We start from the raw sequence: 25,945 nt of genomic DNA on the forward strand, positions 1-25,945 counted from the left end.
CATTACATCACGATGCAACGCCATTTTCATGCATTTGCGCTGTGCTTTGCATGGCGCAAATGCCTATATTGAATGCACGTTAAAGGATTTTTGAGTAGCTATCTGAGCTACTTAAAAATAATTGATCAGGATCGAGATAAACCTGTAAAGGCTGAGCATATTGCTTCAGCACAAACCACTTTTCTTTAAATACTTCTGCTTGGAGATGGTAATCCCAATCATGGTTAGGAGGATTATTTAATTTCAGGTATAAAGTCATGCGGTGCGGTGTTTCGGTCGTGCGAACTAACCAACAGGGCAGAGTATTTGGTAAATTGCCATTACTTGAACTATCTAAAAATGTAATATGATGAGCACGAATTCCTATATGCGTTGGTAGGTTTGTAGAGTTATGGTTGATTTGGAGCTTACATTCCCAATCGATCGCTTCGACATGATCAGGTTTAATCAGGTTAATTCGCGAAAAGTTTTTACATCCTGTTAGCCTTGCTGTTGCTAAGTTAGAGGGATTTTCGAGAACGTCGGACTTCTCGCCATATCTCATGACTTGACCATGATCTAAAATCAACAGATTTGTGCAGATGCGATAGGCTTCCTCAATGTTGTGAGTGACAAATAGCGTCATTCCTTTATAGTTGCTAAGCGCCGAAATTAACTCCCGTTCCATTTGGCTACGCAAGTGGGTATCCAATGCCGAGAATGGTTCATCGAGGAGGAGAATATCGGGTTGACTGACGAGCGCTCTGGCGAGGGCAACCCTTTGCTGCTGACCTCCTGAGAGTTGATGCGGATAGCGATCGCCAAATCCCTGTAGCTCGATGCTATGTAATTGTTCAGAGACTTTTTGCTTGATTTGTAATGCTGGTAATTCTTTGGACAAGCCAAAGGCAATATTTTGTGCGACCGTCAGATGTGGAAAGAGGGCATAGTTTTGGAATAGAAAACCAATATGGCGATCGCGACTAGGTAAATTGATTTTCTGCTCACTATCAAATAAAACCTTGCCATTGATGACAATCCGTCCACTTGAGGGAGTTTCCATCCCCGCAATACACTTGAGCAGCATACTTTTCCCCGTCCCTGATGCCCCCAAAATACCAATAGATTGATCAACACAGTGCAAAGCAATCTGCAAATCAAACTCAGGTAATTGCTTCTCAATATCGATTACCAACCCCTCTTGATAATTCGTAATTCGTAATTCGTAATTTGATGGAATTTTTTCCTTTTTCCTTTTTCCTTTTTCCCTATTCTGTTCTCTCTTGTTTGACCAGAGATGAGCAATGGCGATCGCCGAAAAAGACATCGACAAAATGATCGCTGTCCATAGCCAAGCTTCTTGATTTGCGCCAGCTTCGACAGCGGCGTAAATGGCGAGGGGAATTGTGGTGGTTTGCTTAGGGATATTCCCTGCTAGCATCAGGGTTGCACCAAATTCACCTAAGCCTCTGGCAAAGGAAAGCATCGCGCCTGCTAAAACCCCCGGAAAGGCAAGAGGTAGGGCTATTTGCCAGAAGACTTGAAAATCTGAAGCGCCAAGGGTTTTCGCGGCACGGAGTAAATTTCCATCCACTTGCTCGAAGGCTCCTTGGGCAGTTTTATACATTAGCGGAAAGGTAACGACAACTGCTGCGACTACCCCTGCATACCAAGTGAAAATGATATTGAAACGGAAGAGTTGTAAAAACTTTCCCATCCAGCCATATTGTCCAAATAATTGGAGTAAGAGAAAGCCGACGACGGTGGGCGGTAATACCAATGGTGCAAGGAGAATGCTATCAAGTACTGCTTTCCATCTACCGCGATATTCGAGGAGACTGTAAGCTGCGGTAATTCCTAAAAAGAACGTAAAAAAGATGGCAGTAGTTGCCACCTTTAGGGAGATCCAAAATGGAGAGAAATCAAAGGGTACTGAATCCATATTTCTCGAAAATAGTCTTGGCTGGTTCGCTGGATAGAAATTCTAGGTAGGACTTGGCGCTCGTTTGGTTGGTGCTTTTTTGTAAAACTGCGATCGGATAGACAATTGGTTTATGAAGTTTAGCATCAATGACTTGGACTACTTTTACCTTAGTGGAAGTTTTCGCATCGGTTGCATAGACAATTCCTGCTTGAGCATTGCCCGATTCCACAAATTGCAGCACTTGGCGCACGTTATTGCCTAGGACAAATTTTGATTGTACATCTTGCAATAGTTCTAATTTTGTCAGGGCTTGTTCGGCATATTGACCTACGGGAACACTACGGGGATCGCCGATCGCAATTCGTTCGATATTAGCATTAGTTAAATCTTTTAACTCTTTGGCATCGCCTTTGTCCACAGGAACGATGAGTACTAAACGATTGCTTAATAGATCGCGTCGCGTATCAGCAATGATTAAGTCCTTTTTTTGCAATTCATCCATTTGCTTAGCAGCGGCAGAAATGAATACATCAACGGGAGCGCCATTAATGATTTGTTGTTGCAAATCGCCTGAACTTCCAAAGTTATTGCGAATGGTGACATTGGATTTTGCTTTGCTATATAGAGGTGTGATTTCACCTAATGCTTCCTTGAGACTAGCTGCTGCTGAAACTGTTAATTGGACGTTCTCTTGTTTGACTGAGGGGACTACCGAGGCATTGGGTTTACTAGTCTGTTCGACCGTTGGTGAGAGGAAGCTACATCCTGCGATCGCACATAGGGTAACGACGACTAAACTAATAAAGGTGATGAATCTTTTTGTGTGCATATTGTGCATATATTTAGTCCGTTGCTACCATTACATCTGAAGCTTTAATCACAACATAAGCTTCTTTCCCTTCTGTTAATTCTAAACTCTCAGCCGATGCCTTAGTGATTGTTGATATTACATTGACACCAGCAGAGATCTCGATAGATACTTCGGCAGTAACTGCGCCAATTTTAACCTTCTTTACAATACCCTGGAAAGAATTACGAGCGCTAATTTTCATCGCTGTTTCTCCTTATAAATTTTTAGATGGATGACAAAACTTGTTTTATGCAGATCTGAGGAATGTAGCTCTATCTATCTGCATTGATTACTTCCTACAAGCTACGATATGGAAAATATGCCAATATTTCTGTTCACCAATAGCAGTTTCGCCATGATGTTCCTCTTCTTCAAAATATTCCACTTTAAAAGGCTGTAATAACTCCTCAACCTTTTCCTTGGGATAATGGGTCATATTGGGATAAGTTGTCGCCCAAGTATCGCGATCGCCAAATAATTGACCGCAAAATCTGCCTCCACTTCGCAAGGATGCGATGATTTTGTTCCATAGGTTAGGAAAATCCTCAGGAAGACAAAAGGGTAAAGCGAAGCTCGAATTAATTAAATTGATGGAAGGGGGCAGGATTAGGGACTCAAAGCGCATCACTTGAGTTTCTAGCCATGTTGAATCAATGTCTTGGCGATCGCTAAACTATGCGATCGCCTCTGTATTCCCATCGATCGCTAATACTTTCCATCCACGGCTGAGCAGTTCCACCGTATCGCGCCCATCACCACAACCAAGATCGATCGCCAAGCGAGGTGATTTGGTCGATTTCTCTAGCTCAAAGAGATCTAGTGCTTTTAGTAAAGTATCGCGAGGAGGACGACCTGCTACAGCTTGATAATATGCCGACCAATCACGGTCAAATGAACTTTTTTCAGAAGCATCAATCATTGGTTTATTGTCACATTGAAATTAAGGAAAAATTTGAAAGTGTTGCAAAGCAACACTTTCAAATTTTTTGAGAAGAGATCTGAGAAGAGAACTAATCTACAAGGTTATCCAGATTAACGGGCTACTCTATTAGTAACTAGCTGTCCAGTACCAAGGACTTGGAAAATTTTGGGATTCTCGTCACAGTAGAGTTGGAAAGCAGTTTTTTCTGGAACGTCCATACCGCTTTGGTAAATCATTTCCGCTTCAATATCTTCGACCAAAGCCCAAGCTGCTGCACATTCCTTGGAAGTAATGCCTACGCCAGCACAGAGAGATTTTGCTTCAGCGATCGCACGGGACAACTCATTCCGAGCTACAACTACCTTGGGCTTCTCTAAGAAGTCTCCCTTGTTCAGGATATCGCTTAGAGAAATGATGCCTAATATACCTTCGCGAATCACAGGAGCCACATGAATACCTGTATTCGCAAACAAACGCGCAACATACTCCACCCCTAGATCTGGATTGACCGAAATACAAGGTTTGGTCATGATTTCATAAACTCGCATAGCGGCGGGGTCTTTCCCATAGGCAACCACCTTATACACGATGTCGGTTTGCGTCACAATTCCATAGGCATCATCGGTAGAACGGATGTCTACGATCAATGTACGGACTTCCTTGAGTCTCATCAGTTTAATAGCTTCGGCAACGGTTGCAGAACCACGCACGATCGCCACATCCTGAGACATTATGTCAAATGCTTTTAACATAAAAGCTGACCTTTATTAACGACATTATTTAGTTTAGTTCTTCTGAAATGAATTTGCATTTTCTACTACATTTCTTAACTATATTCTGTATTAAAAACAGCAATAAATACAATAGCTAAAAAGTTTTAAAAGTCAGCACAAATAAGGGGTTTAAGCTCCTTATTTTTATATTTAAATAAGATTATCCAGCAAGCTATTGATTAAATTTTGGCAGCTTGAAAGGTAATTAAAAACTTTAATATTAGCTCTAAGTACTAAATTATTTGTTTTTAATTTCCCGTTTAGTTTTTATGAAATATTGCCCCTTCGGAGCAATATTTCATAAACTATTTTAGATTGCGAGATTAACTTGCTAATTCACTCGGATATAAACCCAATTGTTTAGATAGCTCCCTTGCTACATGGATTAAAAATTTGGCTGCGTCGGGATTGTCATGGTGAGCGTAGTAAGTTGCTATCTGAACCATCATTTTGATTAGCCCCTCATCAAGCAAATCACTATGGGCATCAAGTACTTCAGGTTCGCCGCCACTAGGACATTGAAACAACTTGTCAATCAGTGCCGCATAGAGGTTTTGACGTTCTGATTGAGCTTGGGCGTCTTCTTGTGTTAATGTCATTTAATCCTCATCCCTCGCGGGAAAATATTCTTCTAATTTCCAGAGATTGCGCTTGTTCTCCATCATCCAATTACGAGATTCAGGAGTTAACTGCTCCCACACTATATCGATGGGAATGTAGGGAGTAGAGTATTGATATTTTTTGCCCAGCATCCAGAGATTATTGATAACCCCTTTAGGAATACCAAGCATTTTCCAATCCACATCGATGGTTTTATGTGGCAATCCTCCAGTCGGATCAAAGATTAATTGAGTGAGGCGGATTAAATCCGCAAAATGTCCCTCATTTAATCCAGTTAAGTTCTGAATTTGAACTGCTTTATTGTTGTTTGTCATTTGCCGATTACTGACTACAATTGCCAACCAAATCTTTCCCAATAACTTTTGGGCAAGTTTCCAGATCTAAATCTTTAACAATTGGTTGAGGTTCTTTCAGTCCCATCCAAGCGTTGAGCTTAACTAAATCAAATCCGACGGTATAGCGATCGCCAATTTGAATTAGTGGTCGGCGAATGATAATTGGGTACTTGACCATTAGCTCTAAAGCGGTTTGCTCATCGAGCTTCTCAGGTACAATTTCGCCATCTCTAATTTGTGGAGCCGTGCGATTAAACCATTCCCATAAAGGTCGATCCTTGAGAAATTGGTATAAGGTTTCGGGACTCCAAGATTGCGTCAATAGGTTTCGCGCTTTGACAGCATAACCAGCAGCATGGAGAATTTCCTTCTGCTTGGTATTGTTGACGCAATTAGGTTTCTCATAAAAAATGATCGTTGCCATAGTTTTTAATGGTTTGCTTATACACAAGTCCCAACTATGGTGTACAGATAAGTCTCAAAACCCCCTTTAATTCCCCCTTACAAAGGGGGAAAACAAGAAATTTTGTTCCCTCTTCTTTGCAAGGGGAGGGTTAGGGAGGGGTTTCAAAGCATTGAGTTACACTTAGAAGGGTTTTGCAGTGTGTTTTGTTGTGTCAAAAATGAACCGCGATCGCGGTAGCGTATCACCATAAATGGTGAAACTAAAAGCGGGGTCATTGCCGATGGCGGTGACTTGGTGAATCGCATGGGGCGTAAAACTAATGATTTCTCCCGCCTTGAGAATCTTCTCGCCCACTTTCTCGATTTTGTTAGGAAACTGCGGATCTTCAACGCGCTTCCAGAAAGTATGTTTTTCCTCTCCCTTGAGAACTGCCACCACTCCCCATGTACCATGATTGTGGACATTCGAGGAGACATTGGGCGCAAAGGTTGCCGTCTGTACGGTGAGCGGATAACCGATCTCATTGTATAGAGTCCGCGTTGCCATCCCAGTTTTTGGAGAAGGTTCTAGATATTGAGTGTGCAACCAATAGGAGTTGATCACTAACTGCCTAACGCGCCTCCGAATTTGCGGTAAATAATTCCACTCGTCTTCCTCATTGGAAATGTTCCGCAGCAAATTGATAATCTCGGTTAGGAACTCATGAAAATAATATTTGTCCCTAATTAGATCCCACTCCCTAGAGGCAGGACGAGATTCGCAATGTCCGTCATCGGTGACAATCCAATCTTTGCTATTCATGCGGTGGAAAGAAAGACTAATCATAATCGAGCATGATAATTGAGGATGGTTTTGGGCAGACAAGGGGCTTAAGCCCCTTGTCTGTTATTAGGCGATCGCTAAATCTAAGGTTTGGTGGGTGTAGCAGTTCTTAGGACAAACTCGCGAACAAGCTTCACAGCCAATGCAGTTATTAGCATTAGCGATCGTCATTACTTTCTTCTCGATTTCATCTTCATCATCATCCACAAATTCGCCTTCATCATTCATGCCCCTAAGTCCTAGCACTCCGCGTCCACAGACTTTGAAGCATCGAGCGCAGCCAATACATTTATGTTGGTCGATCGCTTGTACAAATTTGGGTAGCCATTCTTTGCCGCCAAAGGTCAAACCAGTTAGAGTTGCCATGATTAAAGTTTCTCCTAAATCTAAACAAGATAGGGTTCTTGATGGGTGCGAATCGTACAGTCAGAACGTGGATAAGAGACGCAAAGAAGGGCAAATCCTTTCTCGATCTGTTCGTCATCTAGAAAGTTCTGATCTTCCTGATTGACAGTGCCTTCTTCTAATTTGCCGACACAACTGGAACAAGATCCTGCATTACAAGAAGATGGAAGCTCTATTCCTGCATCCTCTGCGGCTTGCAAAATAGTTGTATCTTCATCTACGGGAATTGTGACATCGATCTGTTTCTTCTTGTTGTACAGTCGCACATTGTATGTAGCCATATTTAAAACCTCCGAGTATTAATTTACGGAAATTGTGGTTGGGCTTTGCCCAACCACAATTTCATTAGTTAGCTGCAAGGCACAGCCGCAGGGGTACAGTCGCCAGCTTGGAAGGATTGACCACAGCCGCAGGAACCTGTCGCATTGGGGTTCTCAAACTTGAAGCCACTCTCTAGCAAGCCGTCAACATAATCGACCACCACACCATTGAGTAAGGGAGCGCTTTGAGGATCAACGTAGACGCGCACCTTCCCGATCTGCTCCACGATATCGTCAGGCTTTTGGGTATTGGTGATGTCGAGGGTGTATTGATAGCCGCTACAGCCGCCATCCTTCACACCGAGACGGATGCCTTTTTCGGTAGTGCGATCAGCGGAACCTTTGAGGAAAGCACGTAAGCGTAATTCAGCCTTTTCAGTAAGAATAATAGACATCGAAATCTCCTTAAGATATTTAATACAATTGGCTCAATCAATGATTTAGAGGAGCAGTCTGCACCAGCATTTTGGCGAAAGATGGAACGCGCTGGCTAGTTACTTTCTTTTTAGTTAAGGTGGGAACTGGGGATAACTGCTGCTGATTGCCACCACAGACGGGACAGTTAGGATCGTGAAACGTATGACGCTTCGCAAATTCCAATCTCCCTAAATCCATCGTGAGAAGTTGTGAAAGTAATGGCGATGCAAAACCTGTCAGAAATTTAATTGCTTCTAAAGCAGTCAAACAGGCTAAAGTTCCTGATACTGCACCAAGAACTCCAAAACCTCGGCGATCCCAATTAGGCTTTTCGGGAAATAGACAGGAGAGGCATCCTGTTTCATGGGGAACAATGGTGGTGAGATAAGCTTCCATATCACTCATCGCTGCTTCTACCATTGGCTTTTGCCAGCGCACACAAGCGGCATTAAGCAGATCGCGTTCATTAAAGTTATGGGCGCAGTCGAGAGCAATATCACAGGATTGAACTAGCTCATCAACATTTTCCGCTGTCACATAATCATAGACAGCTTCTATTTCCACATCGGGATTGATACTCAGCAGGGTTTCTTGCGCCTTGAAAACACGAGGATTGCCAACCCAATCATCGGTCATCAGGACTTGGCGATTCATGTCGTCAAGTCGCAAGCCACCACCACGTACTAGAATCAATTTACCAATACCAGCAACAGCAAGATAGAGGGCAGCCGTACCACCTAAACCACCTACACCTGTTACTAGGACGGTTGCCGACTTGAGCTTTCTTTGAGCTTCTTCACCAAAATTAGGCAACATCATTTGACGGCTATAGCGTTCTAACTCTGTTGCAGATAGTCGAGGATTAGAAAAAGGCATCTATTCATCCTCCTCATCGATGTCGCTACCGATATCGCTTAGCATGACGATATTTGATGGCTTTTGATGGAAGACTTTAAACAACTTCTGCTCGATCGCATTGGAGGTTTGCAAGGTGGCATAGGAAGCCTCTAGAGCTTCTCGATAGAAATTTAGCTTCTGCTCTTCGTCAGATTCTGCAAATTTATTGTCGATTTCTTCTAGAGACTGCGAGAATTTTTTGAGAATGTGCAAGCGATTGATGTTGACAACTTGGGGATCGTAGGCAAGATCAAAAAACTCGAAATATTGTTCCGCATCGGTCAATTTCCGAAACTCGCTAAGTTTACCAACCATATCAGTTGCTCCTCTCCTGTTTAAGGCTTAATTCAATGATTAATCTGTTCGAGAATGATTAATTGTTTCTTCAGCTCATCAATTTGATGAAAGATGTCATAGGTTTTGGCTGCTACGTCCATTAGTTGTTCGTAGTCGGTGGGTAACCCTTCTGCGAGATCATGCAGATCCATTTTCATTTGACCTGCCTTGCTGTTCAGCCGCTTGATTTTAGTTTTGAGGTCGTCAATACTAAGTCCTGCGATCGCTGTATCTGTCACTTGCACCATAATCTTTTCTCGGTTATTAGTTCAGACTTGCTTAAGATGGATTTAGGCTTTGGCAACTTCAGGGAAGTTGATAGCGTATTCCACACCCTTTTGGGCAAGTTTTTCGCCTTCTTCGCCTAACTTCTCTAGTGAGTCGAAGCCAAAGCGTTGAGCATCACGCAAGGTGCGAGTTGTCAACAGTAAGCGACCAGAGAAAATCAAAGCCCAACCAAATCCTTCATGACTGAGATCGACAACTACTTGGCATAGAAGACCCGATTGTTGCTCGATGCGAAGAGCGATCGCACGGTAGAAGGCAAAAATTCTGCCTTTGGTAATGGGATCAACATCACCTTCTACGGAGATTTTACGCTTTTGTTGTTTGGTAAGAATAAAGGGCTTGAGCAGCAATTCATCCGACCAATTGCGATAGGTTCCATAGCCATCGTTAACGCGGATTTGCTGAACTATGGCTTGTAAGAATGGACTTTGTTTAATTACTTCTGCACCATTTACAGGGGTAGCAGTTTCTGTGGTGGAAGATAATGTAACTGTTGCGGTCATAGAGTTCTCCTTGTTTGGTTTGTTGGCAAATCTGAATTTGAGAAGTTGTTAGATCTAAATGTTTGACTATGCTTTGAGGTTTAGATCCCCCCAGCCCCCCTTGTAAAGGGGGGAGAATTAAGAATTAATCTAACTCTTTTCCCCCTTTCATAAGGGGGTGGGGGTAGGGGGGATCTCTTTAACCAGTCTCTAGATCGTCAAAATCATGAGATGGGGGTTGCAGTGCTTTCCTCAACCAAGGTGGAGGATTGCCTTGCAGAGTTAGTACCAATTTACTTAGTACCTCCGCGATTTCTTCCTCTTCTGACTTCGCTTTGATGGGAGTAATCCGCTTGCGAATCAGACGAGCAGCGGCGCTACCACCGATCGCGGAAACATAGACGATGGTGCAACCAACTAATGCTTCGATTTTGGGAACCAGCTTGTCTTCGTTGCCATCTTCCTTTAACTCACCTTTAAAACTGAGCGTATCCACAAATTGATATCCTTCCGTCGTGACCTCATAGACATCAATCTCTTTTGCCCAGCCAAAGTGGGCATTAATGTGAATGCGATCGCTTGTCGTAAATGCAACCTTCATGAAGATTCTCCTAATTAACCCAATTTTTTACTTTTGCCTTTTTACTTTTTACTTTTTACTTCTCTTCAGCTTCTAGCCAAATATTGCCAAGCTCAAAAAGTAGTTCCATCGTGCCGCGATAACCGACGATGCTGCGATGTCCATTACCCAGACGGTCTAGAATGGGGAAGCCTAAACGATAGAGCGGAATTCCTAACTTTTTAGCAACTCTCTTCCCGTTGGAGTTAGTTGCCATGAGATCGGAACCTGCGGCAAGGTGCTCAAAATCTTCAAGATCGCCAATCGTCACTTCCGCTATCGGTAACTTTTCTAATAAAGGTGATCGCGTGGTGGTGACGGCAGCTTGCAGTTCTACGCCCATTTCTGTCAGCCACCAAGCGACGCTGTACAGCAGATCGGGTTCTAGGGCTAGAGAAACGCGCTTGCGACCGAAATAGAAGTGTGTATCTAAAATCGCATCTTGGAGTTGCTGTCTTTGATAGCGGTACTTCTCAGGTACGGCAACTCCACTCAATTGATAGAGTTGTTGCAATAGCAAGTCCGTTGCACCTAGCCCCGTGAGGCGATCGAATACTTGATAATCAGTACCAAAGCGCTCTTGCAGAATTGTCGCCGCAGTTCGCATACTTTCACCCAAGGCAAGGGTAAACACAGAACTACCGACACTTTGAATTTGCTCTAGGGTAGTTCCGCCTGTAGTGACGGGACTATAACTCTCGCTCAAATGTCCATCCATCGAACTCGAAAGATCGGGAATGAAAATTGGCGATAGTCCAAAGGAATTGATAATCTCCTTAATCTCTTGGATATCCCCAGGGGCGAGAGCCGAACTTGCTAAGACCGTTAACTGTTGGGAATTTTTGATGCCTTCTTGGGGTAGCGATCGCACAATGCTTTCAATTACTGCTGCATAGCCATCCTGTAACGCGCCTCGAAAATCGGGAGTTGACGCAAATGGGATTGCCAGTTTGTCAAGTTCAGGATGTTTTTGACGGAAGGTGCGGAGAATGCCTTCCATATCATCACCGCGAGTTTCCGTTAATCCTGTGGTGCAGAGTCCGATAATTTCGGGCTGAGCCTTTTCCACTAGAGTTAAAATCGCCTGTGCAATATTGTCTTCACCACCGAGAATCGTGGTAACTTCCGTCATCGCTGTGGTAGCTAGAGGAATTGCTTCGCGGAAATGGCGGACGAGTTGCACCTTGGCAAAAGCGGTACAGCCTTGGGAGCCGTGCATTAATGGCATCGCACCCTTTAGCCCCAGAAAAGCAAGGGATGCACCGAGAGGCTGACTCTGCTTGAGGGCATTGACAGCGACTGCTTTTTTCGGTGTGATGATATCGGTTTTAACTTGCTCAGCGTGACTTTCAATTAATAGAGACTTGTTAAACGCAAGGGGATCTTCCCAAGGTGCGGGTTGGCGAACCTGCTCCCAAATTGGACTATAGAGAGCTTCTTCTAATTCTCTAGCAATCTCAATCATGCCTACATAGCCAGCATAGGGATGATGACGCTCTTGGTTAATGTCGAGAAAGGGAATACGTGCTTTGAGGGCAGTGTATTGGTTGCGCCCACCTGCGATTAACATATCGGCTTGGGTTTTGGCAATGGTTTTGAGTAATTCTTGGGCGTTCCCTTTCTCCATCATGATTCCATCTTTGCTCAGCAAGGCGCGAATCTTTGCCTTGTCTTCTTCAGTACTCTTCTTGGTGCTAGTAGCAACCACTTCCATACCCAAATCTTTCGCGGCGGAAATGATTGACCAGCTTTTGACACCACCTGTGTAGAGAACGACTTTTTTACCCTTAAGGCGATCGCGGTATGGCGCAAGTTCGCGATCGAGGTTTGCTGATTCCTCTGCGATCAGCTTTTCGACTCGATCCTGTAAGTCGCGATCGCCTAATTTTGCGGCAATATTGCGTAGACATTGATTCATGTCGGCAATCCCATAAAAAGATTCTTCGGTGTAGGGAATGCCATAGCGCTCTTCCATCTTGCGAGCGACATTGATTAATGCTTTGGAACAGATGAGAACATTCAGTTTTGCTCGGTGAGCATAACAAACTTCTTTATAGGTGGCATCGCCTGTAATTTTCGACAATACGCGAATGCCCAATTTCTCAAATAAGGGCAGCACACTCCATAACTCACCTGCGATATTGTATTCACCAATCAGATTGATATCGTAGGGAGTGGTATATTCGGGTTCCGTCGTGCCAATCACATATTCCAATAAAGCTTCGCCGCCCATGCGATTTCCTAAATTCTTGGTTCCAGCGAACCCGGGAGAATTAATCGGAACGATGGGAATACCTGTTCGTTCGGCGGCTTTTTGACAAACTGCTTCGAGATCGTCACCAATCAGGGCAGTCACACAGGTGTTATACACAAACACCGCCGCAGGTTGATAACGTTGTTGAACTTCTAAAATTGCCTTGTAGAGCTTTTTCTCACCACCGAAGATAATATCGTTTTCGCTGAGGTCGGTGGTAAAGCCCATTTTATACATGGTCGAACCTGACGACAGGCTACCTCTTGCACCCCAAGAATTGCCACCACAGGCGATCGGGGCATGGACAAGATGGGCGACATCGGTAATAGGGACGAGAGCGATCGATGCACCATCAAAGGCACAGCCACCTTGCGCGGCTCCTGGTTGGGCTTGTTGTGAGCAAGCTTTATTCTTTTTCTGCCCATCTTTGTGATGATGATGATTATGCTCACAGGCAGTCTCGGACAGGAGTTCGTTGATTTTTCCTTGTGTGAGTTTCATGGCACAAATGGGGTAGAAGTAAAAAGGAAAAGGGAAAAAGGCAAAAATTCAGAGATACTTTTTAGCTGGGGAGTTCGGAGAGGTAAATTAGGGCGCGGAAGCGGAGGTTTACTAGCTCTTCAAACAGGGGATTGATCTTGCAGAGGGGAGGAATATGGTAGGTATAGCCAAAGGCTTTGACATCGCGTTCAAAGGGGCAACTGGCAGGAATTAGATGGCAGATGGTTTCGGCGAATTGGCGATCGCGAATTTCGATGCGATCGAGCCATTGGCGCAGAGGTAAGAAAATATCGATCGCAAAGGATTTTTTGGGTTTACTTTGCTGCGTAAGAGTGGAGAGAAATCTGTGGGTAGTGGCGGTCATGGTTGTATCAACTCTGTGAATAATTCTGTGAATAACTATTTGGGTTTGCGGTGGGATTCTTGTTCATCGATGTGGAGCATTCGACGCATCATGTAATCCTGAAAATATGTGGTAATTAAAACCAAGCAACTAACAACTAGGGTTTCCGTCATGATCGTTTCCTCTGTTTTTGTTTTTCTAAGATTTTTAAGAGCTATTCATCTTTACTTCTGGGAAATGTTGTCTGAAAGCTGTTGTTCTAGTCGCTCGATCCGAAGGAGTAAGTTTTGTAAGACATCAGCCGATGGATCGGCTAACTGTTCCTGATTGGTTTGACCTAACGAAGTGGGCTGACTAGGACGACAAATGCGGGCAGGGACACCAACAACGGTGGTATGGCTGGGGACATCACGCAGCACGACTGAACCTGCCCCAATGCGAGCATTATCACCAATTTGAATATTGCCGAGGACTTTAGCACCTGCACCGACGATCGTATGGTTGCCGATGGTAGGGTGACGCTTGCCAGTTTCTTTGCCTGTACCACCAAGGGTGATACCTTGGTAGAGCAGTACATAGTCGCCGACGATCGCTGTTTCACCAATCACTACGCCCATACCGTGGTCGATAAATACCCCTTTGCCAATGCTGGCAGCAGGATGAATATCAATGCCCGTGATAAATCGCGCACAGTAGGCAAGCAACCTTGGTAGTAGGGGGATTTGGCGATGGTGTAACCAATGCGTAAAGCGATGGATCGCCAAGGCGTGCAGTCCCGGATAACAGCATAAAATCTCTAGCCAATGGTGAGCCGCAGGATCGCGATCGGCGATCGCTTGGAAATCAGCCTTAATTACCTGTAGAACTTCGGTGACCCGTTGCCATGATTGCTGGGCAACTTGCAATTGAGTCAGGGGTAATTGCACTAATGGCAATTGCGCCAGTTGCAATTGATAAAACTGCCAGAGTGAATGTGCAGATGATTTGGTAGGGAAATCCGATGGGTATGCTGTGGCACACATGCGATCGATTTCCCGATTATCCAAAGTGTCTAGGTGAGAGATGGGTTGCATCATTGCAGTCTCTGACAGTTAGGAGTTTGGAGTTCTGTCTTCCTGCTTATATCAGGTGCGATTAACCCAACGGAAATAATTGTTGCGGATAAGATTTATTAAATTAATTAAGAAAGTACTCAGAAGCCTAAAGTCAGACTTCTAGGGAGTTTGACTTTTCTTTTGGGATAGGGGTACTAGTATTTTTGAGAGGAGGTACTAGTATTTAAGGGAATAGGGATAAGTATTTTTATAGCCATTTCTGCCAAGTCTGTGCTTAAAGATAAAATGCTACGCGCAAGCATGGATAAGGGTTTAAGCAAAAAATATAACCAAACACAAATTGTACTCATAGGTACTCAGAAATGAGCCAATTCCTATTGAGCAAATAAGGTTTTGTATTAATAGCTACGGTTCATAACTGTACTGCACTAGCCATAAAAAATCAAGGAATAAATTTTAAATTTTTGTATTTATATCTGTATATATAGATACGTTTAAAATCGGTTTTTACCGAAAGAAAGCAACTCCTGACAATTGTTAAAAAATTTTGATCCTTTTGCTACAGATTATCGAAGGAATGATAATTTAGATACAAAATTAATTGCCTTAATTAAAGCTAGTAAAAACACCTAAAAGTAAGTCTATACACGACTCCTAGCCACTAATCTTATGTTTTTTGTAAGAATTGGTATCTTTTTTGAGTACATAAAAAAGTGCTTATAGTTAGCACTCAATTTTTGCTTGTATAGGTTGCTATAACTGGATTTATAGTGAGTACATGCAAAACTGTACCCCTTCCCTATAAATACCTAACCCCCATCATCTAAATACTCGTACCCCTACCCCAAAAGATTTTTTAAAACTGCTTAAATGTAGGCGCAGTTAGGGATATGAATTTTGAGTACAAGCTTAATGTATTTAATAAATCTTATCGCGATCGCTTTCCTGCCGCCTTCCATAGTGACTGCTATAAATTTTGCATATTGACCGCAGTCCACTTATCAGGAAGCCTCAATGACACCCCCGACACAAGCTCTCATTGCCTCCCCCGTTGAGAATAAGATTGCAACAACTCCAGCAAAATCCCAAAAATCAGGAAACTGTGGTTGTAGTAGCTCAAAAGGTTCCCAAACTTCTAACAAAAGTACTCTTAGTGAAAGTATGCAGGAGCGGATTGCGAAGCATCCCTGCTATAGCGAAGAAGCTCACCATCACTATGCTCGGATGCACGTTGCCGTAGCGCCCGCTTGTAACATTCAGTGTAACTACTGCAATCGTAAATATGACTGTGCCAACGAAAGTCGCCCTGGGGTAGTTAGTGAATTACTAACTCCCGAAGAAGCAGCTCACAAAGTAATGGTAATTGGCGGCAAAATCCCCCAAATGACCGTATTGGGAATTGCGGGGCCTGGTGACCCTTTAGCCAATCCTGAAAAGACTTTCCGAACTTTTGAGTTGATTGCAGCAGAGGCTCCCGATATTAAGCTCTGTCTTTCAACGAATGGATTGATGCTTCCCGAATATGTCGATCGCATCAAGAAGTTGAACATCGATCATGTGACGATCACGATTAATATGGTCGATCCTGAAATCGGTACTAAGATTTATCCTTGGATTCGTTATAACCGTAAGCGCTACACTGGTCTAGAAGCGTCACAGATTCTGCACCAACGCCAAATGTTGAGCTTAGATATGCTCAGAGAAGCAGACATTCTTTGCAAAGTTAATTCGGTGATGATTCCCGGAATTAACGATGAGCATCTCGTAGAAGTGGATCGAGTGATTCGTGAAAAAGGGGCTTTTCTCCACAACATTATGCCTCTAATCTCTGCTCCTGAACATGGCACACATTTCGGTTTAACTGGACAACGCGGTCCTACTCCCAAGGAGTTGAAAAAACTTCAGGATAGCTGCGCTGACAGCAACATGAAGATGATGCGCCACTGCCGTCAATGCCGTGCTGATGCCGTCGGTTTACTCGGTGAAGATCGTTCCCAAGAATTTACCAAAGAAAAATTCATGGAAATGGCTCCCACCTATGATTTGGAAACCCGTCAAGTGGTTCACGCTGGCATCGATCTCTTACAAGCAGAATTGAAAGAGAAGAAAGCCAAAGTAACCAACATTCAAAAGACAGTGGCAACTCCCAAAATCCTTGTAGCTGTGACTACCAAAGGCAGTGGGATTGTCAATCAACACTTTGGTCATGCCAAAGAGTTCCAAATTTATGAAGTTGATGCCACAGAAGTCAAATTTGTCGGACATCGCAAGATCGATCAGTACTGTCAAAGCGGTTATGGCGAAGAAGCAACTCTCGAAGAAATTATCTCTTCCATTGCTGATTGTAAAGCCGTACTGACCGCTAAAGTTGGTAACTGTCCTCAAGAAAGCCTTTGCAAAGCAGGTATCGAGCCAGTCGAAGCCTACGATGCGATCGATACCGTAGCGAAAGAATTCTACGCTAAGTTTCTCCAAAAAGAAGCTCTTCTAGAACAAGCTCCCTATTAATCAAAATCAACAATGTATGCCATTGTTGATTTTAAAACCCTTCTTTCGTGAGTCGGTACAACCAGATCTATAGCCATAAGGAGTATTGTCATGCCCTATCAGCTTGAAAATCAAGAGATCTACTGGGAAGTTTGTCTTTCGCAATGCCCAAAAGCAGCTATTCAAAAAGATGCTAGTGGACATTACCTAATCAACCAAAGACTTTGCCATAGTTGCTTTTACGGCAAGTTTCCCCAATTTATCCAACAGCATCCAACATCATGAGTGTGGACATTCCCTCCGCTCCTAAAAAATCAAAGCAGGAAGTAATAGTATGAACCCCGATGTAATCTACCTTGATAATAATGCTACTACCAGAATCGATCCCGCCGTTGTCGAAGCCATGCTTCCTTACCTCACCACTTATTACGGCAATCCTTCCAGTATGCACACGTTCGGTGGACAGGTGGGCAAAGCTATTCAAAATGCGCGATCGCAAGTTGCCGAACTCCTTGGAGCCGAGCCTTCAGAAATCATCTTCACTAGTTGCGGATCTGAAGGAAACAACACTGCCATCCGTGCAGCGCTTGCAGCCCAGAGCGATCGCAAACATATTATTACCACGCAAGTCGAACATGCCTGTGTGATGAATGTTTGCAAACAGTTAGAGAAGCAAGGTTATACCGTTACTTATCTCTCTGTAAATCGCAAAGGGCAAATTGATTTGTCGGAGTTGGAGGCGGCGCTCACTGGTAATACAGCGCTAGTAACCACGATGTACGCCAACAATGAGACAGGCACAATCTTCCCCATTGAGCAAATTGGCTCTTTGGCAAAGGAATATGGTGCAACCTTCCATGTGGATGCAGTACAAGCGGTTGGCAAAATCCCTCTCAACCTGAAAACCAGTACGATTGATTTGCTGACCCTCTCTGGACATAAACTGCACGCACCCAAAGGCGTTGGCGCATTATATGTCCGTCGTGGCTATCGCTTCCGTCCCTATATCCTTGGTGGACATCAGGAACGCGGGCGCAGAGCAGGAACTGAGAACGTCGCTGGTATCGTTGCCCTAGGTAAAGCTGCGGAATTGGAGTTAATCCATTTACCAAATGCGATACAGCATGAAAAGAAATTGCGCGATCGCTTAGAAAAGTTTCTCCTCTCAACCATTGCCGACTGTGAAGTAAACGGCGATCCTAAAAATCGTCTCCCAAATACTACTAACATCGGTTTCAAATTCATTGAAGGAGAAGCAATTCTCTTATCCCTTGATCGCTATGGTATTTGCGCCTCCTCTGGTTCCGCCTGTACCTCTGGCTCCCTCGAACCATCCCATGTGCTTCGTGCCATGGGACTCCCCTATACGATTCTCCACGGCTCCATCCGCTTCAGCCTCTCCCGCTACACCACCGATGCCGACATCGATCGCGTCCTAGAAGTCATGCCCAGCATCATCGATCGCCTCCGTGCTTTATCTCCCTTTAACAGCGATGCTGCGGGTTGGTTGCAAGAGAGAGAAGAGGCTCTTGTCAAGTAAAAGGGAAAAAGGAAAAAGGAAAAAATATTTTTCTCTTACCTGAATTTACTTGATCTTGAAATTCTAACTACTAGCTTTCTATTTTCACTTTTTACTTTTACCTTTTTACTTGCCATGTGGGACTACACCGATAAAGTATTAGACCTCTTCTACAATCCTAAAAACCAAGGAGCGATAGAAGTTACTGACGAAAGAGATATTGCAGTTGTATTCGGCGAAATCGGCAGCATTGCCTGTGGTGACGCTCTGAGACTACATCTCAAGATTGATGTTCCTACCGATAGCATTCTTGACGCTCGCTTCCAAACCTTTGGATGCACGAGTGCGATCGCATCTTCTTCTGCCTTGACAGAAATGATCAAAGGACTTACATTAGATGAAGCTCTCAAAGTAAGCAATAAAGATATCGCCGATTACTTAGGCGGCTTACCTGAAGCAAAAATGCACTGTTCCGTAATGGGACAAGAAGCCTTAGAAGCCGCTATTTACAAGTATCGCGGCATAGAGATTGAACATCATGAAGAAGATGAAGGCGCACTTCTCTGCACCTGCTTCGGAGTTAGTGATAACCGTGTTCGCCGCATCGTCATTGAGAACAATCTCACTACCGTTGAAGAAGTTACTAACTACATCAAAGCTGGTGGTTCCTGTGGTTCCTGTCTCGCAGGGATTGAAGATATTATCGCGGCGGTAGAAAAGGATAAAGAAGCCACAACCGCTAGAGTGGAAGCCGAACTTACACGCATTCAACAAACTAGCCGTAAGTTAACCACTGTCCAAAAGATTACCAAGATTCAAGAAATTCTCGATGAAGTCCGCCCAATGCTCATCGCAGACGGTGGCAATGTCGAGCTATTCGATGTCGATGGCGATATTGTCAAAGTCATTCTCAAAGGTGCTTGCAGTTCTTGCTCTAGCAGCACCGCTACTTTAAAAGATGCGATCGAAGTGAGACTACGCGATCGCGTTCTCTCTAGCCTCGTTGTAGAAGCAGTTTAAAGGCGATTAGCTATTAGCTGTTAGCTATTGGCTTTTAGCTAATCTCCGAAGCAATTTAAAAACTCATAGCTAATCACTAATCACTCACAGCTAATCGCTAAAAGCTAATCGCTAAAAGCCCCAAAAAGCTACCAAAAAAATAATGAATCTTCACTTATCTATTCTTGGAGTCGAGCGCTCCCCTCCTGTGGTGACAGCGATCGCTTCTAAATCTGAGAAAGAACTTCCTTAAGCCCTTTCTCAAGAGTTCTACTTCTAACCTACAGTACATTTTTAATTTAACAAAGGAAAACTCATCATGGCTCAAACTAGACAAATTGCTTTCTACGGCAAAGGCGGTATCGGTAAATCTACAACCTCTCAAAATACGATCGCAGGTTTAGCCGATCTCACCGATGGCGAACGCATCATGATTGTAGGTTGCGACCCTAAAGCTGACTCTACCCGCTTGATGCTCCACAGCAAAGCCCAAACCACCGTTCTCCACCTTGCTGCTGAACGTGGCGCAGTTGAAGATGTCGAACTAGATGAAGTTCTACTCAGAGGCTACAAAGGCGTAAAATGCGTTGAGTCAGGTGGTCCTGAACCAGGCGTTGGTTGCGCTGGACGTGGCATCATCACCGCCATTAACTTCCTCGAAGAAAATGGAGCCTATGAAGATCTCGATTTCGTTAGCTATGACGTATTAGGCGACGTTGTTTGCGGTGGTTTCGCAATGCCTATCCGTGAAGGTAAAGCCCAAGAAATCTATATTGTCACCTCTGGCGAAATGATGGCAATGTACGCTGCTAACAACATTGCTCGCGGTATTCTCAAGTATGCCCACTCTGGTGGTGTACGCTTAGGCGGCTTGATCTGCAACAGCCGTAAGTGCGATCGGGAACTTGAGTTGATTGAAACTCTTGCCCAACGCTTGAATACCCAAATGATTCACTTTGTACCTCGCGACAACGTTGTTCAACACGCTGAATTGCGTCGTATGACTGTAATTGAGTATGCACCTAATCATCCTCAAGCTCAGGAATATCGCACCCTTGCCAACAAGATCTACAACAATACCAACCTCACCATTCCTACCCCCATCACTATGGATGAGCTAGAAGACCTCTTGGTTGAGTTCGGTATTCTTGGCGATGACAAGGAGTTCGAGCATCTCATCGGTAAGGCTGCGGATGAAACCCCAGACCTAGCCCTCGTCTAAATAATTTGTCATCTATGTAGGCTATGCCTACATAGATGACCTTCAATCTTTTCTCTTTTCCCTTAAAACCCTTTCCTTGAGGCTAATATGACACCTCCAGAATCCGCTACATTAACACCTCCAACCGCTACAACACCTGTTAATGACATTCCTGAAACCAAGGCATTAATCAAAGAAGTTCTCGAAGCGTATCCCGACAAAGCCAAGAAAAAACGCGAAAAGCATCTCAATGTTTTTGAAGAAGGCAAGTCTGATTGTGGTGTCAAATCCAATATCAAATCTGTGCCTGGCTCCATGACCACCCGTGGTTGTGCCTACGCTGGATCTAAAGGCGTAGTTTGGGGACCCATCAAAGACATGATCCACATCAGTCATGGTCCCGTTGGTTGTGGTTACTACTCTTGGTCTGGTCGCCGCAACTACTACATCGGCACTACAGGTATTGATTCCTTCGGCACGATGCAGTTCACCTCTGATTTCCAAGAACGCGATATCGTTTTTGGTGGTGACAAAAAACTATTGAAATTGATTACCGAGCTAGATGAACTCTTCCCTCTCAATCGTGGTGTTTCCATTCAATCGGAATGTCCAATCGGGTTGATCGGAGATGACATTGAAGCAGTAGCCAAGAAAGCTGCTAAAGAAATCGGCAAAACTGTTGTACCTGTTCGTTGTGAAGGCTTCCGTGGTGTATCCCAATCCCTCGGACACCACATCGCCAATGACGCAGTTCGTGACTGGGTTTTCCCTCAATTTGACAAAAAGAAGAAACAAGGCGATGTCCCTGAAGGAACTCCCTATGATGTTGCTATTATCGGTGACTACAACATCGGTGGAGATGCTTGGTCTAGCCGTATCCTCCTCGAAGAAATCGGCTTGCGCGTAGTCGCTCAATGGTCGGGTGACGGTACGCTTACCGAGATGATCAACACTCCTTCCGTAAAGCTGAATCTAGTTCACTGCTATCGCTCCATGAACTATATCAGCCGTCACATGGAAGAAGCCTATGGTATTCCTTGGTTAGAGTACAATTTCTTTGGACCAACCCAAATCGCTGCCTCACTCAGAGAAATTGCTTCTAAATTTGATGAAACCATCCAAGCTAAAGCCGAAGAAGTAATTGCGAAGTATCAAGCCCAAACCGATGCCGTAATTGCTAAATACGGTCCTCGTCTCACAGGCAAGACTGTAGCTCTTATGGTTGGTGGATTGCGTCCTCGCCACGTTGTTCCCGCCTTCCACGATCTTGGTATGAAGTTGGTTGGTACAGGCTATGAGTTCGGTCACAATGACGACTACAAGCGCACCACTCACTACATTGAGAATGGCACTCTCATCTATGACGATGTTTCCGCCTATGAGTTTGAAGCCTTCGTCAAAGAACTGAAGCCAGACTTAATTGCTTCAGGCATCAAAGAGAAGTATGTGTTCCAGAAGATGGCTCTCCCCTTCCGTCAGATGCACTCTTGGGATTACTCTGGTCCTTATCACGGTTATGACGGCTTTGCGATCTTTGCCCGTGACATGGATCTTGCCCTTAATAGCCCCACTTGGAGCTTAATTGGTACTCCTTGGAATAAGGTTGAAGTTGCTGCTTAAGATGACGAGTTTCGACTTCGCTCAACTCTCGATTCAACTGTGTAGTGAGCGAAGTCAACTCTAAGACAAATTAAGTCTATTTTCTCAAACTTCAATTGTTCGTGGGGTGAGCGAAGTCGAACCCCTACCCCCTGAGGATTGGTAAACGCTACATACCCCATCCTCATCAAAAATTTTCAACCATTTTTGGGAATTAAAATCATGGCTCAGAATAACGTTAACGACATTCAAGATCACGCTCGGTTATTCCACCAAGACGAATATCAAGAGCTGTTTAAAGCTAAGAAAGAATTTGAAGGCGGACATAGTTCCGAAGAAGTTGCGAAGATTGCTGACTGGACAAAGAGCTGGGAATATCGCGAAAAGAATTTCGCCCGCGAAGCTCTCACCGTCAATCCCGCAAAGGCTTGTCAGCCATTAGGAGCAATCCTTGCAGCAGTTGGTTTTGAGGCTACATTACCCTTCGTACATGGTTCTCAAGGTTGCGTGGCATATTTCCGCAGTCACTTCACTCGCCACTTTAAAGAACCCTTCTCAGCAGTATCCTCTTCGATGACAGAAGATGCGGCGGTTTTTGGTGGACAATTGAATATGATTGAAGGTTTGGCAACTTCCTACAATCTCTACAAGCCCAAGATGATTGCTGTCTGCACAACCTGTATGGCAGAAGTAATCGGTGATGACTTACAAGCATTCATCAGCAATGCTAAGGCAGCCAATTCAGTTCCTCAAACTTTCCCCGTTCCCTACGCCCATACCCCTAGTTTTGTCGGTTCCCATATCACGGGCTACGACAACATGATCAAGGGTATTCTCTCGAACCTGACCGCAGGTAAAAAGCAAGAAACCACCAACGGCAAGATTAACTTCATCCCAGGATTTGAGACTTACATTGGCAACCTGCGCGAAATCAAGCGCTATGCTGATTTGATGGATGTTAACTACACCTTACTTGCGGATAATTCTGAATACTTAGATTCGCCTAATACTGGTGAATATCAAATGTATCCAGGCGGAACCAAGCTAGAAGATGCTGCTGATTCGATCAATGCTGAAGCCACGATCGCATTCCAGTCTTACGCCACCACTAAGACTAGAGAATATATCGAAACTGAGTGGAGTCAAAAGACCTACGTCAGCCGTCCCGTCGGTATTCGCGGTACTGATGAATTTTTGATGAAGCTTTCGGCTCTCACAGGCAAGCCCATTCCTAAGGAATTGGAAGAAGAAAGAGGTCGCGCCGTTGATGCTTTGACCGATTCTCAAGCATGGTTGCATGGCAAGCGCATTGCTCTCTATGGTGATCCAGACTTGGTAATCGGTTTGGTTCAGTTCCTCTTGGAAGTCGGTGCAGAACCAATTCATATCGTCGTCAGTAACAGTAATGCTAACTTTGAAGGTGAATTACGCGCTTTGCTCGATTCTAGCCCCTTCGGTCAGAATGCCACCATCTGGGGTGGTAAGGATCTATGGCACTTGCGATCGCTCCTCTTCACCGAGCCTGTCGATCTCTTGATTGGCAACTCCTACGGTAAGTACCTATGGCGCGATACCAAGACTCCTTTGGTACGCATTGGCTATCCTATCTTCGATCGCCATCACCTCCACCGCTATTCGACCTACGGCTATCAAGGTGCAATTAATCTACTCAACTGGATTGTGAATACTCTCCTTGATGAACTCGATCGCAACACGATCATTCCATCAAAGACCGATATTTCCTACGACTTGATTCGCTAGACTACCTAACCCCTCCCTAACCCTCCCCTTGCAAAGGGGAGGGAATTAAATTTCTAGTCTTCCCCCTTTGCAAGGGGGAATTAAAGGGGGTTCGATTTACTGGTGTACATAACACAGTATTTCTCCTGAAAGTAAATTTTTAAGTACAGCAAGAGGAGGACGATCATGCTTGACATTCAAATTAACGATACAACCCTGAGAGATGGCGAACAGGCTGCTGGTGTAGCGTTTAGCATTGAAGAGAAAATCGAAATCGCCAAATTCCTCGATCGCATTGGCGTACAAGAATTAGAAGTTGGCATCCCTGCTATGGGTGGGGCGGAAACCGAAGCGATCGCCGCCATTCATAACTTAGGACTAAAAGCAAAATTACTCGGCTGGAACCGTGCGGCAATTTCTGATATTCAAGCTTCCATCGCCTGTGGGCTAAAGCGCGTCCATATTTCCGTACCTGTCTCTGATATTCAGATTGGACTAATGGCTGACGGTAAGCGGGAAACTGTACTAAAACGCCTACAAGAAAGTATTACCTATGCGCGCGATCGCGGTTTATATGTGTCCGTCGGTGGTGCTGATGCCTCCAGAGCCGATGATCATTTTCTGTTAGAAGTAGCAACTTCAGCCGAACAATGGGGCGCTTCTCGCTTCCGTTTTTGCGATACCGTTGGCATTCTCGATCCATTTAATACCTATCGCAAGATTAAATTACTGGTCAATGCCCTCTCAATTCCCGTCGAGATGCACACCCATAACGATCTCGGCATGGCTACGGCTAATGCTCTTGCGGGTGTTCAAGCAGGAGCGCGATCGCTAAATACCACTGTGAATGGTTTAGGCGAAAGGGCTGGCAATGCGGCTCTCGAAGAAGTGGTAATGGCACTAAAACAGATTCATGGTATCGACTTGGGGATTGAAACCCGTTGTTTCTGGGAACTCTCGCAATTAGTTGCCTCAGCTTCACAAAATCCCGTGCCACCTTGGAAAGCGATCGTTGGCAGCAATGCCTTTAGCCATGAATCTGGTATCCATGCCGCAGGAGTTCTCCAAAATCCCAGCAGCTACGAGCCATTTAATCCTGATGAAGTGGGTGCAAAGCGTCAACTTGTGGCTGGCAAGCATTCAGGTCGCCATCTCGTATCGAATTTGCTCCAGCAGCAGGGTGTCGATCTGGCGAAGGAGAAAGCGCAATCAGTTTTAGATGCCGTGCGTCAGCGATCGATCCAAGTCAAGCGTAGTCTCACTTCCGAAGAATTGCTAAGTCTCGTTCAATCAGGGAGATTTGCCCATGCTGTATAACGATGTGGAACTTGATAGTCCTCCTATGTTTGAGATTGGCACAAAGGTCAGAATTAAGAAGTTAATTCGCAATGATGGCACTTTCCCTGGGAAGGAGATTGGCGAAACTCTTGCTAAGAAAGGAGAAGTTGGATATGTGGTGAATATCGGAACTTTCCTCCAAAGATCCTATATCTATTCTGTCCACTTTCTCTATACAGGGCATATCATCGGCTGTCGTCAAAAAGAATTAGAAATCGTCTAATAATGTGAGTAGGCGCAAAGCGCCCACTCGCATTTAATAATTATTAAGGAAAAAATTTATGAAAGTCATGCTACGTCGGAATAACATCGGTCATCTTGTGGTTTATGTTGCTAAAAAAGATTTGGAAGAGGAAGTTGTTAAAGAAGAGGAAACCACTGATGGCAAGGTGATGACGCTAGCAAATGGGTGGGAGCTTGCCTTTGATAAGCTAGAAGAACCGCTAAGTTTACCCAAAACCGTTGAAGCTAGAAGAATTGCTTAATGATTATGATGGACAGTGCTTAGTTCTG

The 25,945-nt window shown here is 44.4% G+C and carries 29 protein-coding genes and 1 pseudogene; 10 read left to right on the plus strand and 20 right to left on the minus strand.

Translation table 11 applies throughout. From position 1 onward, the window contains the following. Window positions 1-79: 79 nt before the first annotated feature. The 20 genes and pseudogenes from modB to cysE all read right to left on the minus strand — a co-directional run bounded on the left by modB (window position 80) and on the right by cysE (window position 14,570). Complete coding sequence (modB, locus tag HC246_RS19960) at window positions 80-1,921, minus strand: molybdate ABC transporter permease subunit (protein ID WP_169365176.1); 1,842 nt, start codon at window positions 1,919-1,921, stop codon at window positions 80-82. Beyond that, the gene (gene modA / locus HC246_RS19965; protein WP_169365249.1) at window positions 1,902-2,732 is read right to left on the minus strand and encodes a molybdate ABC transporter substrate-binding protein; all 831 of its coding nucleotides are present in this window, start codon (window positions 2,730-2,732) and stop codon (window positions 1,902-1,904) included. Before modA ends, modB begins: the two co-directional genes overlap by 20 nt. A 13-nt stretch (window positions 2,733-2,745) precedes the next feature. Beyond that, window positions 2,746-2,955 carry a TOBE domain-containing protein gene (locus tag HC246_RS19970; protein WP_169365177.1) on the minus strand — a complete coding sequence of 70 codons (210 nt, stop codon included), beginning with the start codon at window positions 2,953-2,955 and terminating at the stop codon, window positions 2,746-2,748. Between the two features lie 87 nt (window positions 2,956-3,042). Further along, window positions 3,043-3,672 (minus strand): annotated as a pseudogene (locus HC246_RS27040) (class I SAM-dependent methyltransferase). 113 nt (window positions 3,673-3,785) lie between these two features. Beyond that, a complete protein-coding gene (locus tag HC246_RS19980; RefSeq protein ID WP_169365178.1) occupies window positions 3,786-4,427 on the minus strand; it encodes a CBS domain-containing protein in 642 nt (213 codons plus the stop codon). Window positions 4,428-4,771: 344 nt separating this feature from the next. After that, on the minus strand, window positions 4,772-5,047 hold the full coding sequence (locus HC246_RS19985) for a hypothetical protein (protein WP_169365179.1): 276 nt from the start codon (window positions 5,045-5,047) through the stop codon (window positions 4,772-4,774). After that, window positions 5,048-5,383, minus strand: a complete 336-nt coding sequence (locus tag HC246_RS19990) for a hypothetical protein (RefSeq protein ID WP_169365180.1) — start codon at window positions 5,381-5,383, stop codon at window positions 5,048-5,050. It lies immediately after the preceding gene. Window positions 5,384-5,390: 7 nt separating this feature from the next. Beyond that, window positions 5,391-5,828, minus strand: coding sequence for an ArsC/Spx/MgsR family protein (locus HC246_RS19995; protein ID WP_169365181.1), 438 nt, complete (start codon window positions 5,826-5,828; stop codon window positions 5,391-5,393). A gap of 162 nt (window positions 5,829-5,990) precedes the next feature. Then, on the minus strand, window positions 5,991-6,611 hold the full coding sequence (locus HC246_RS20000) for a cysteine dioxygenase family protein (RefSeq protein WP_169365182.1): 621 nt from the start codon (window positions 6,609-6,611) through the stop codon (window positions 5,991-5,993). Window positions 6,612-6,698: 87 nt separating this feature from the next. Next, on the minus strand, window positions 6,699-6,998 hold the full coding sequence (gene fdxB, locus HC246_RS20005; RefSeq protein WP_169365183.1) for a ferredoxin III, nif-specific: 300 nt from the start codon (window positions 6,996-6,998) through the stop codon (window positions 6,699-6,701). Window positions 6,999-7,018: 20 nt separating this feature from the next. Then, window positions 7,019-7,318, minus strand: coding sequence for a 2Fe-2S iron-sulfur cluster-binding protein (locus HC246_RS20010; protein ID WP_169365184.1), 300 nt, complete (start codon window positions 7,316-7,318; stop codon window positions 7,019-7,021). Between the two features lie 68 nt (window positions 7,319-7,386). Continuing rightward, a complete protein-coding gene (locus HC246_RS20015) occupies window positions 7,387-7,752 on the minus strand; it encodes a HesB/IscA family protein (protein ID WP_169365185.1) in 366 nt (121 codons plus the stop codon). A gap of 37 nt (window positions 7,753-7,789) precedes the next feature. Further along, complete coding sequence (locus HC246_RS20020) at window positions 7,790-8,650, minus strand: HesA/MoeB/ThiF family protein (RefSeq protein WP_169365186.1); 861 nt, start codon at window positions 8,648-8,650, stop codon at window positions 7,790-7,792. Further along, window positions 8,651-8,986, minus strand: a complete 336-nt coding sequence (nifW, locus tag HC246_RS20025; protein ID WP_169365187.1) for a nitrogenase-stabilizing/protective protein NifW — start codon at window positions 8,984-8,986, stop codon at window positions 8,651-8,653. Window positions 8,987-9,018: 32 nt separating this feature from the next. Further along, the gene (locus HC246_RS20030) at window positions 9,019-9,255 is read right to left on the minus strand and encodes a CCE_0567 family metalloprotein (protein ID WP_169365188.1); all 237 of its coding nucleotides are present in this window, start codon (window positions 9,253-9,255) and stop codon (window positions 9,019-9,021) included. A gap of 42 nt (window positions 9,256-9,297) precedes the next feature. Then, on the minus strand, window positions 9,298-9,798 hold the full coding sequence (locus tag HC246_RS20035) for a NifX-associated nitrogen fixation protein (protein ID WP_169365189.1): 501 nt from the start codon (window positions 9,796-9,798) through the stop codon (window positions 9,298-9,300). 178 nt (window positions 9,799-9,976) lie between these two features. Beyond that, window positions 9,977-10,378, minus strand: coding sequence for a nitrogen fixation protein NifX (gene nifX, locus HC246_RS20040; RefSeq protein WP_169365190.1), 402 nt, complete (start codon window positions 10,376-10,378; stop codon window positions 9,977-9,979). Between the two features lie 55 nt (window positions 10,379-10,433). Next, entirely contained in the window at window positions 10,434-13,151 is a 2,718-nt protein-coding gene (locus HC246_RS20045) for a bifunctional nitrogenase iron-molybdenum cofactor biosynthesis protein NifEN (RefSeq protein ID WP_169365191.1), read from the minus strand. Between the two features lie 61 nt (window positions 13,152-13,212). Further along, complete coding sequence (locus tag HC246_RS20050) at window positions 13,213-13,515, minus strand: Mo-dependent nitrogenase C-terminal domain-containing protein (protein ID WP_169365192.1); 303 nt, start codon at window positions 13,513-13,515, stop codon at window positions 13,213-13,215. A 203-nt stretch (window positions 13,516-13,718) separates the two neighbouring features. After that, complete coding sequence (gene cysE / locus HC246_RS20055) at window positions 13,719-14,570, minus strand: serine O-acetyltransferase (RefSeq protein ID WP_225903056.1); 852 nt, start codon at window positions 14,568-14,570, stop codon at window positions 13,719-13,721. Between the two features lie 993 nt (window positions 14,571-15,563). Between cysE and nifB the strand changes: the two genes are divergently transcribed. The 10 genes from nifB (at window position 15,564) to nifT (ending at window position 25,917) form a co-directional block, all read left to right on the plus strand. Then, window positions 15,564-17,057 carry a nitrogenase cofactor biosynthesis protein NifB gene (gene nifB / locus HC246_RS20060; RefSeq protein WP_169365193.1) on the plus strand — a complete coding sequence of 498 codons (1,494 nt, stop codon included), beginning with the start codon at window positions 15,564-15,566 and terminating at the stop codon, window positions 17,055-17,057. Window positions 17,058-17,147: 90 nt separating this feature from the next. Then, entirely contained in the window at window positions 17,148-17,321 is a 174-nt protein-coding gene (locus HC246_RS20065; protein ID WP_169365194.1) for a 4Fe-4S dicluster domain-containing protein, read from the plus strand. 49 nt (window positions 17,322-17,370) lie between these two features. Continuing rightward, window positions 17,371-18,576 (plus strand): cysteine desulfurase NifS, encoded by a 1,206-nt coding sequence (gene nifS / locus HC246_RS20070; protein WP_169365195.1) that lies wholly within the window; start codon window positions 17,371-17,373, stop codon window positions 18,574-18,576. Between the two features lie 114 nt (window positions 18,577-18,690). Continuing rightward, window positions 18,691-19,575: a Fe-S cluster assembly protein NifU gene (gene nifU / locus HC246_RS20075; protein WP_169365196.1), complete on the plus strand. Its 885-nt coding sequence runs from the start codon at window positions 18,691-18,693 to the stop codon at window positions 19,573-19,575. 298 nt (window positions 19,576-19,873) lie between these two features. Next, window positions 19,874-20,776, plus strand: a complete 903-nt coding sequence (gene nifH, locus HC246_RS20080; RefSeq protein ID WP_169365197.1) for a nitrogenase iron protein — start codon at window positions 19,874-19,876, stop codon at window positions 20,774-20,776. A gap of 87 nt (window positions 20,777-20,863) precedes the next feature. Next, window positions 20,864-22,375: a nitrogenase molybdenum-iron protein alpha chain gene (gene nifD / locus HC246_RS20085; RefSeq protein WP_169365198.1), complete on the plus strand. Its 1,512-nt coding sequence runs from the start codon at window positions 20,864-20,866 to the stop codon at window positions 22,373-22,375. 201 nt (window positions 22,376-22,576) lie between these two features. Next, entirely contained in the window at window positions 22,577-24,115 is a 1,539-nt protein-coding gene (gene nifK, locus HC246_RS20090; RefSeq protein ID WP_169365199.1) for a nitrogenase molybdenum-iron protein subunit beta, read from the plus strand. Between the two features lie 165 nt (window positions 24,116-24,280). Then, window positions 24,281-25,411 carry a homocitrate synthase gene (nifV, locus tag HC246_RS20095; RefSeq protein WP_169365200.1) on the plus strand — a complete coding sequence of 377 codons (1,131 nt, stop codon included), beginning with the start codon at window positions 24,281-24,283 and terminating at the stop codon, window positions 25,409-25,411. Beyond that, window positions 25,401-25,655 (plus strand): nitrogen fixation protein NifZ, encoded by a 255-nt coding sequence (locus tag HC246_RS20100; protein WP_169365201.1) that lies wholly within the window; start codon window positions 25,401-25,403, stop codon window positions 25,653-25,655. Before nifV ends, HC246_RS20100 begins: the two co-directional genes overlap by 11 nt. 58 nt (window positions 25,656-25,713) lie before the next feature. Then, on the plus strand, window positions 25,714-25,917 hold the full coding sequence (gene nifT / locus HC246_RS20105; protein ID WP_169365202.1) for a putative nitrogen fixation protein NifT: 204 nt from the start codon (window positions 25,714-25,716) through the stop codon (window positions 25,915-25,917). Window positions 25,918-25,945 lie beyond the last annotated feature (28 nt).

It is taken from the genome of Pseudanabaena yagii GIHE-NHR1 (assembly GCF_012863495.1).
GTDB lineage: Bacteria > Cyanobacteriota > Cyanobacteriia > Pseudanabaenales > Pseudanabaenaceae > Pseudanabaena > Pseudanabaena yagii.

Coding starts and splice junctions, on each gene's coding strand:
- modB (WP_169365176.1), bottom strand. CDS start 1,921: ATGGATTCAGTACCCTTTGATTTCTCTCCATTTTGGATCTCCCTAAAG.
- modA (WP_169365249.1), bottom strand. CDS start 2,732: ATGCACACAAAAAGATTCATCACCTTTATTAGTTTAGTCGTCGTTACC.
- HC246_RS19970 (WP_169365177.1), bottom strand. CDS start 2,955: ATGAAAATTAGCGCTCGTAATTCTTTCCAGGGTATTGTAAAGAAGGTT.
- HC246_RS19980 (WP_169365178.1), bottom strand. CDS start 4,427: ATGTTAAAAGCATTTGACATAATGTCTCAGGATGTGGCGATCGTGCGT.
- HC246_RS19985 (WP_169365179.1), bottom strand. CDS start 5,047: ATGACATTAACACAAGAAGACGCCCAAGCTCAATCAGAACGTCAAAAC.
- HC246_RS19990 (WP_169365180.1), bottom strand. CDS start 5,383: ATGACAAACAACAATAAAGCAGTTCAAATTCAGAACTTAACTGGATTA.
- HC246_RS19995 (WP_169365181.1), bottom strand. CDS start 5,828: ATGGCAACGATCATTTTTTATGAGAAACCTAATTGCGTCAACAATACC.
- HC246_RS20000 (WP_169365182.1), bottom strand. CDS start 6,611: ATGAATAGCAAAGATTGGATTGTCACCGATGACGGACATTGCGAATCT.
- fdxB (WP_169365183.1), bottom strand. CDS start 6,998: ATGGCAACTCTAACTGGTTTGACCTTTGGCGGCAAAGAATGGCTACCC.
- HC246_RS20010 (WP_169365184.1), bottom strand. CDS start 7,318: ATGGCTACATACAATGTGCGACTGTACAACAAGAAGAAACAGATCGAT.
- HC246_RS20015 (WP_169365185.1), bottom strand. CDS start 7,752: ATGTCTATTATTCTTACTGAAAAGGCTGAATTACGCTTACGTGCTTTC.
- HC246_RS20020 (WP_169365186.1), bottom strand. CDS start 8,650: ATGCCTTTTTCTAATCCTCGACTATCTGCAACAGAGTTAGAACGCTAT.
- nifW (WP_169365187.1), bottom strand. CDS start 8,986: ATGGTTGGTAAACTTAGCGAGTTTCGGAAATTGACCGATGCGGAACAA.
- HC246_RS20030 (WP_169365188.1), bottom strand. CDS start 9,255: ATGGTGCAAGTGACAGATACAGCGATCGCAGGACTTAGTATTGACGAC.
- HC246_RS20035 (WP_169365189.1), bottom strand. CDS start 9,798: ATGACCGCAACAGTTACATTATCTTCCACCACAGAAACTGCTACCCCT.
- nifX (WP_169365190.1), bottom strand. CDS start 10,378: ATGAAGGTTGCATTTACGACAAGCGATCGCATTCACATTAATGCCCAC.
- HC246_RS20045 (WP_169365191.1), bottom strand. CDS start 13,151: ATGAAACTCACACAAGGAAAAATCAACGAACTCCTGTCCGAGACTGCC.
- HC246_RS20050 (WP_169365192.1), bottom strand. CDS start 13,515: ATGACCGCCACTACCCACAGATTTCTCTCCACTCTTACGCAGCAAAGT.
- cysE (WP_225903056.1), bottom strand. CDS start 14,570: ATGATGCAACCCATCTCTCACCTAGACACTTTGGATAATCGGGAAATC.
- nifB (WP_169365193.1), top strand. CDS start 15,564: ATGACACCCCCGACACAAGCTCTCATTGCCTCCCCCGTTGAGAATAAG.
- HC246_RS20065 (WP_169365194.1), top strand. CDS start 17,148: ATGCCCTATCAGCTTGAAAATCAAGAGATCTACTGGGAAGTTTGTCTT.
- nifS (WP_169365195.1), top strand. CDS start 17,371: ATGAACCCCGATGTAATCTACCTTGATAATAATGCTACTACCAGAATC.
- nifU (WP_169365196.1), top strand. CDS start 18,691: ATGTGGGACTACACCGATAAAGTATTAGACCTCTTCTACAATCCTAAA.
- nifH (WP_169365197.1), top strand. CDS start 19,874: ATGGCTCAAACTAGACAAATTGCTTTCTACGGCAAAGGCGGTATCGGT.
- nifD (WP_169365198.1), top strand. CDS start 20,864: ATGACACCTCCAGAATCCGCTACATTAACACCTCCAACCGCTACAACA.
- nifK (WP_169365199.1), top strand. CDS start 22,577: ATGGCTCAGAATAACGTTAACGACATTCAAGATCACGCTCGGTTATTC.
- nifV (WP_169365200.1), top strand. CDS start 24,281: ATGCTTGACATTCAAATTAACGATACAACCCTGAGAGATGGCGAACAG.
- HC246_RS20100 (WP_169365201.1), top strand. CDS start 25,401: ATGCTGTATAACGATGTGGAACTTGATAGTCCTCCTATGTTTGAGATT.
- nifT (WP_169365202.1), top strand. CDS start 25,714: ATGAAAGTCATGCTACGTCGGAATAACATCGGTCATCTTGTGGTTTAT.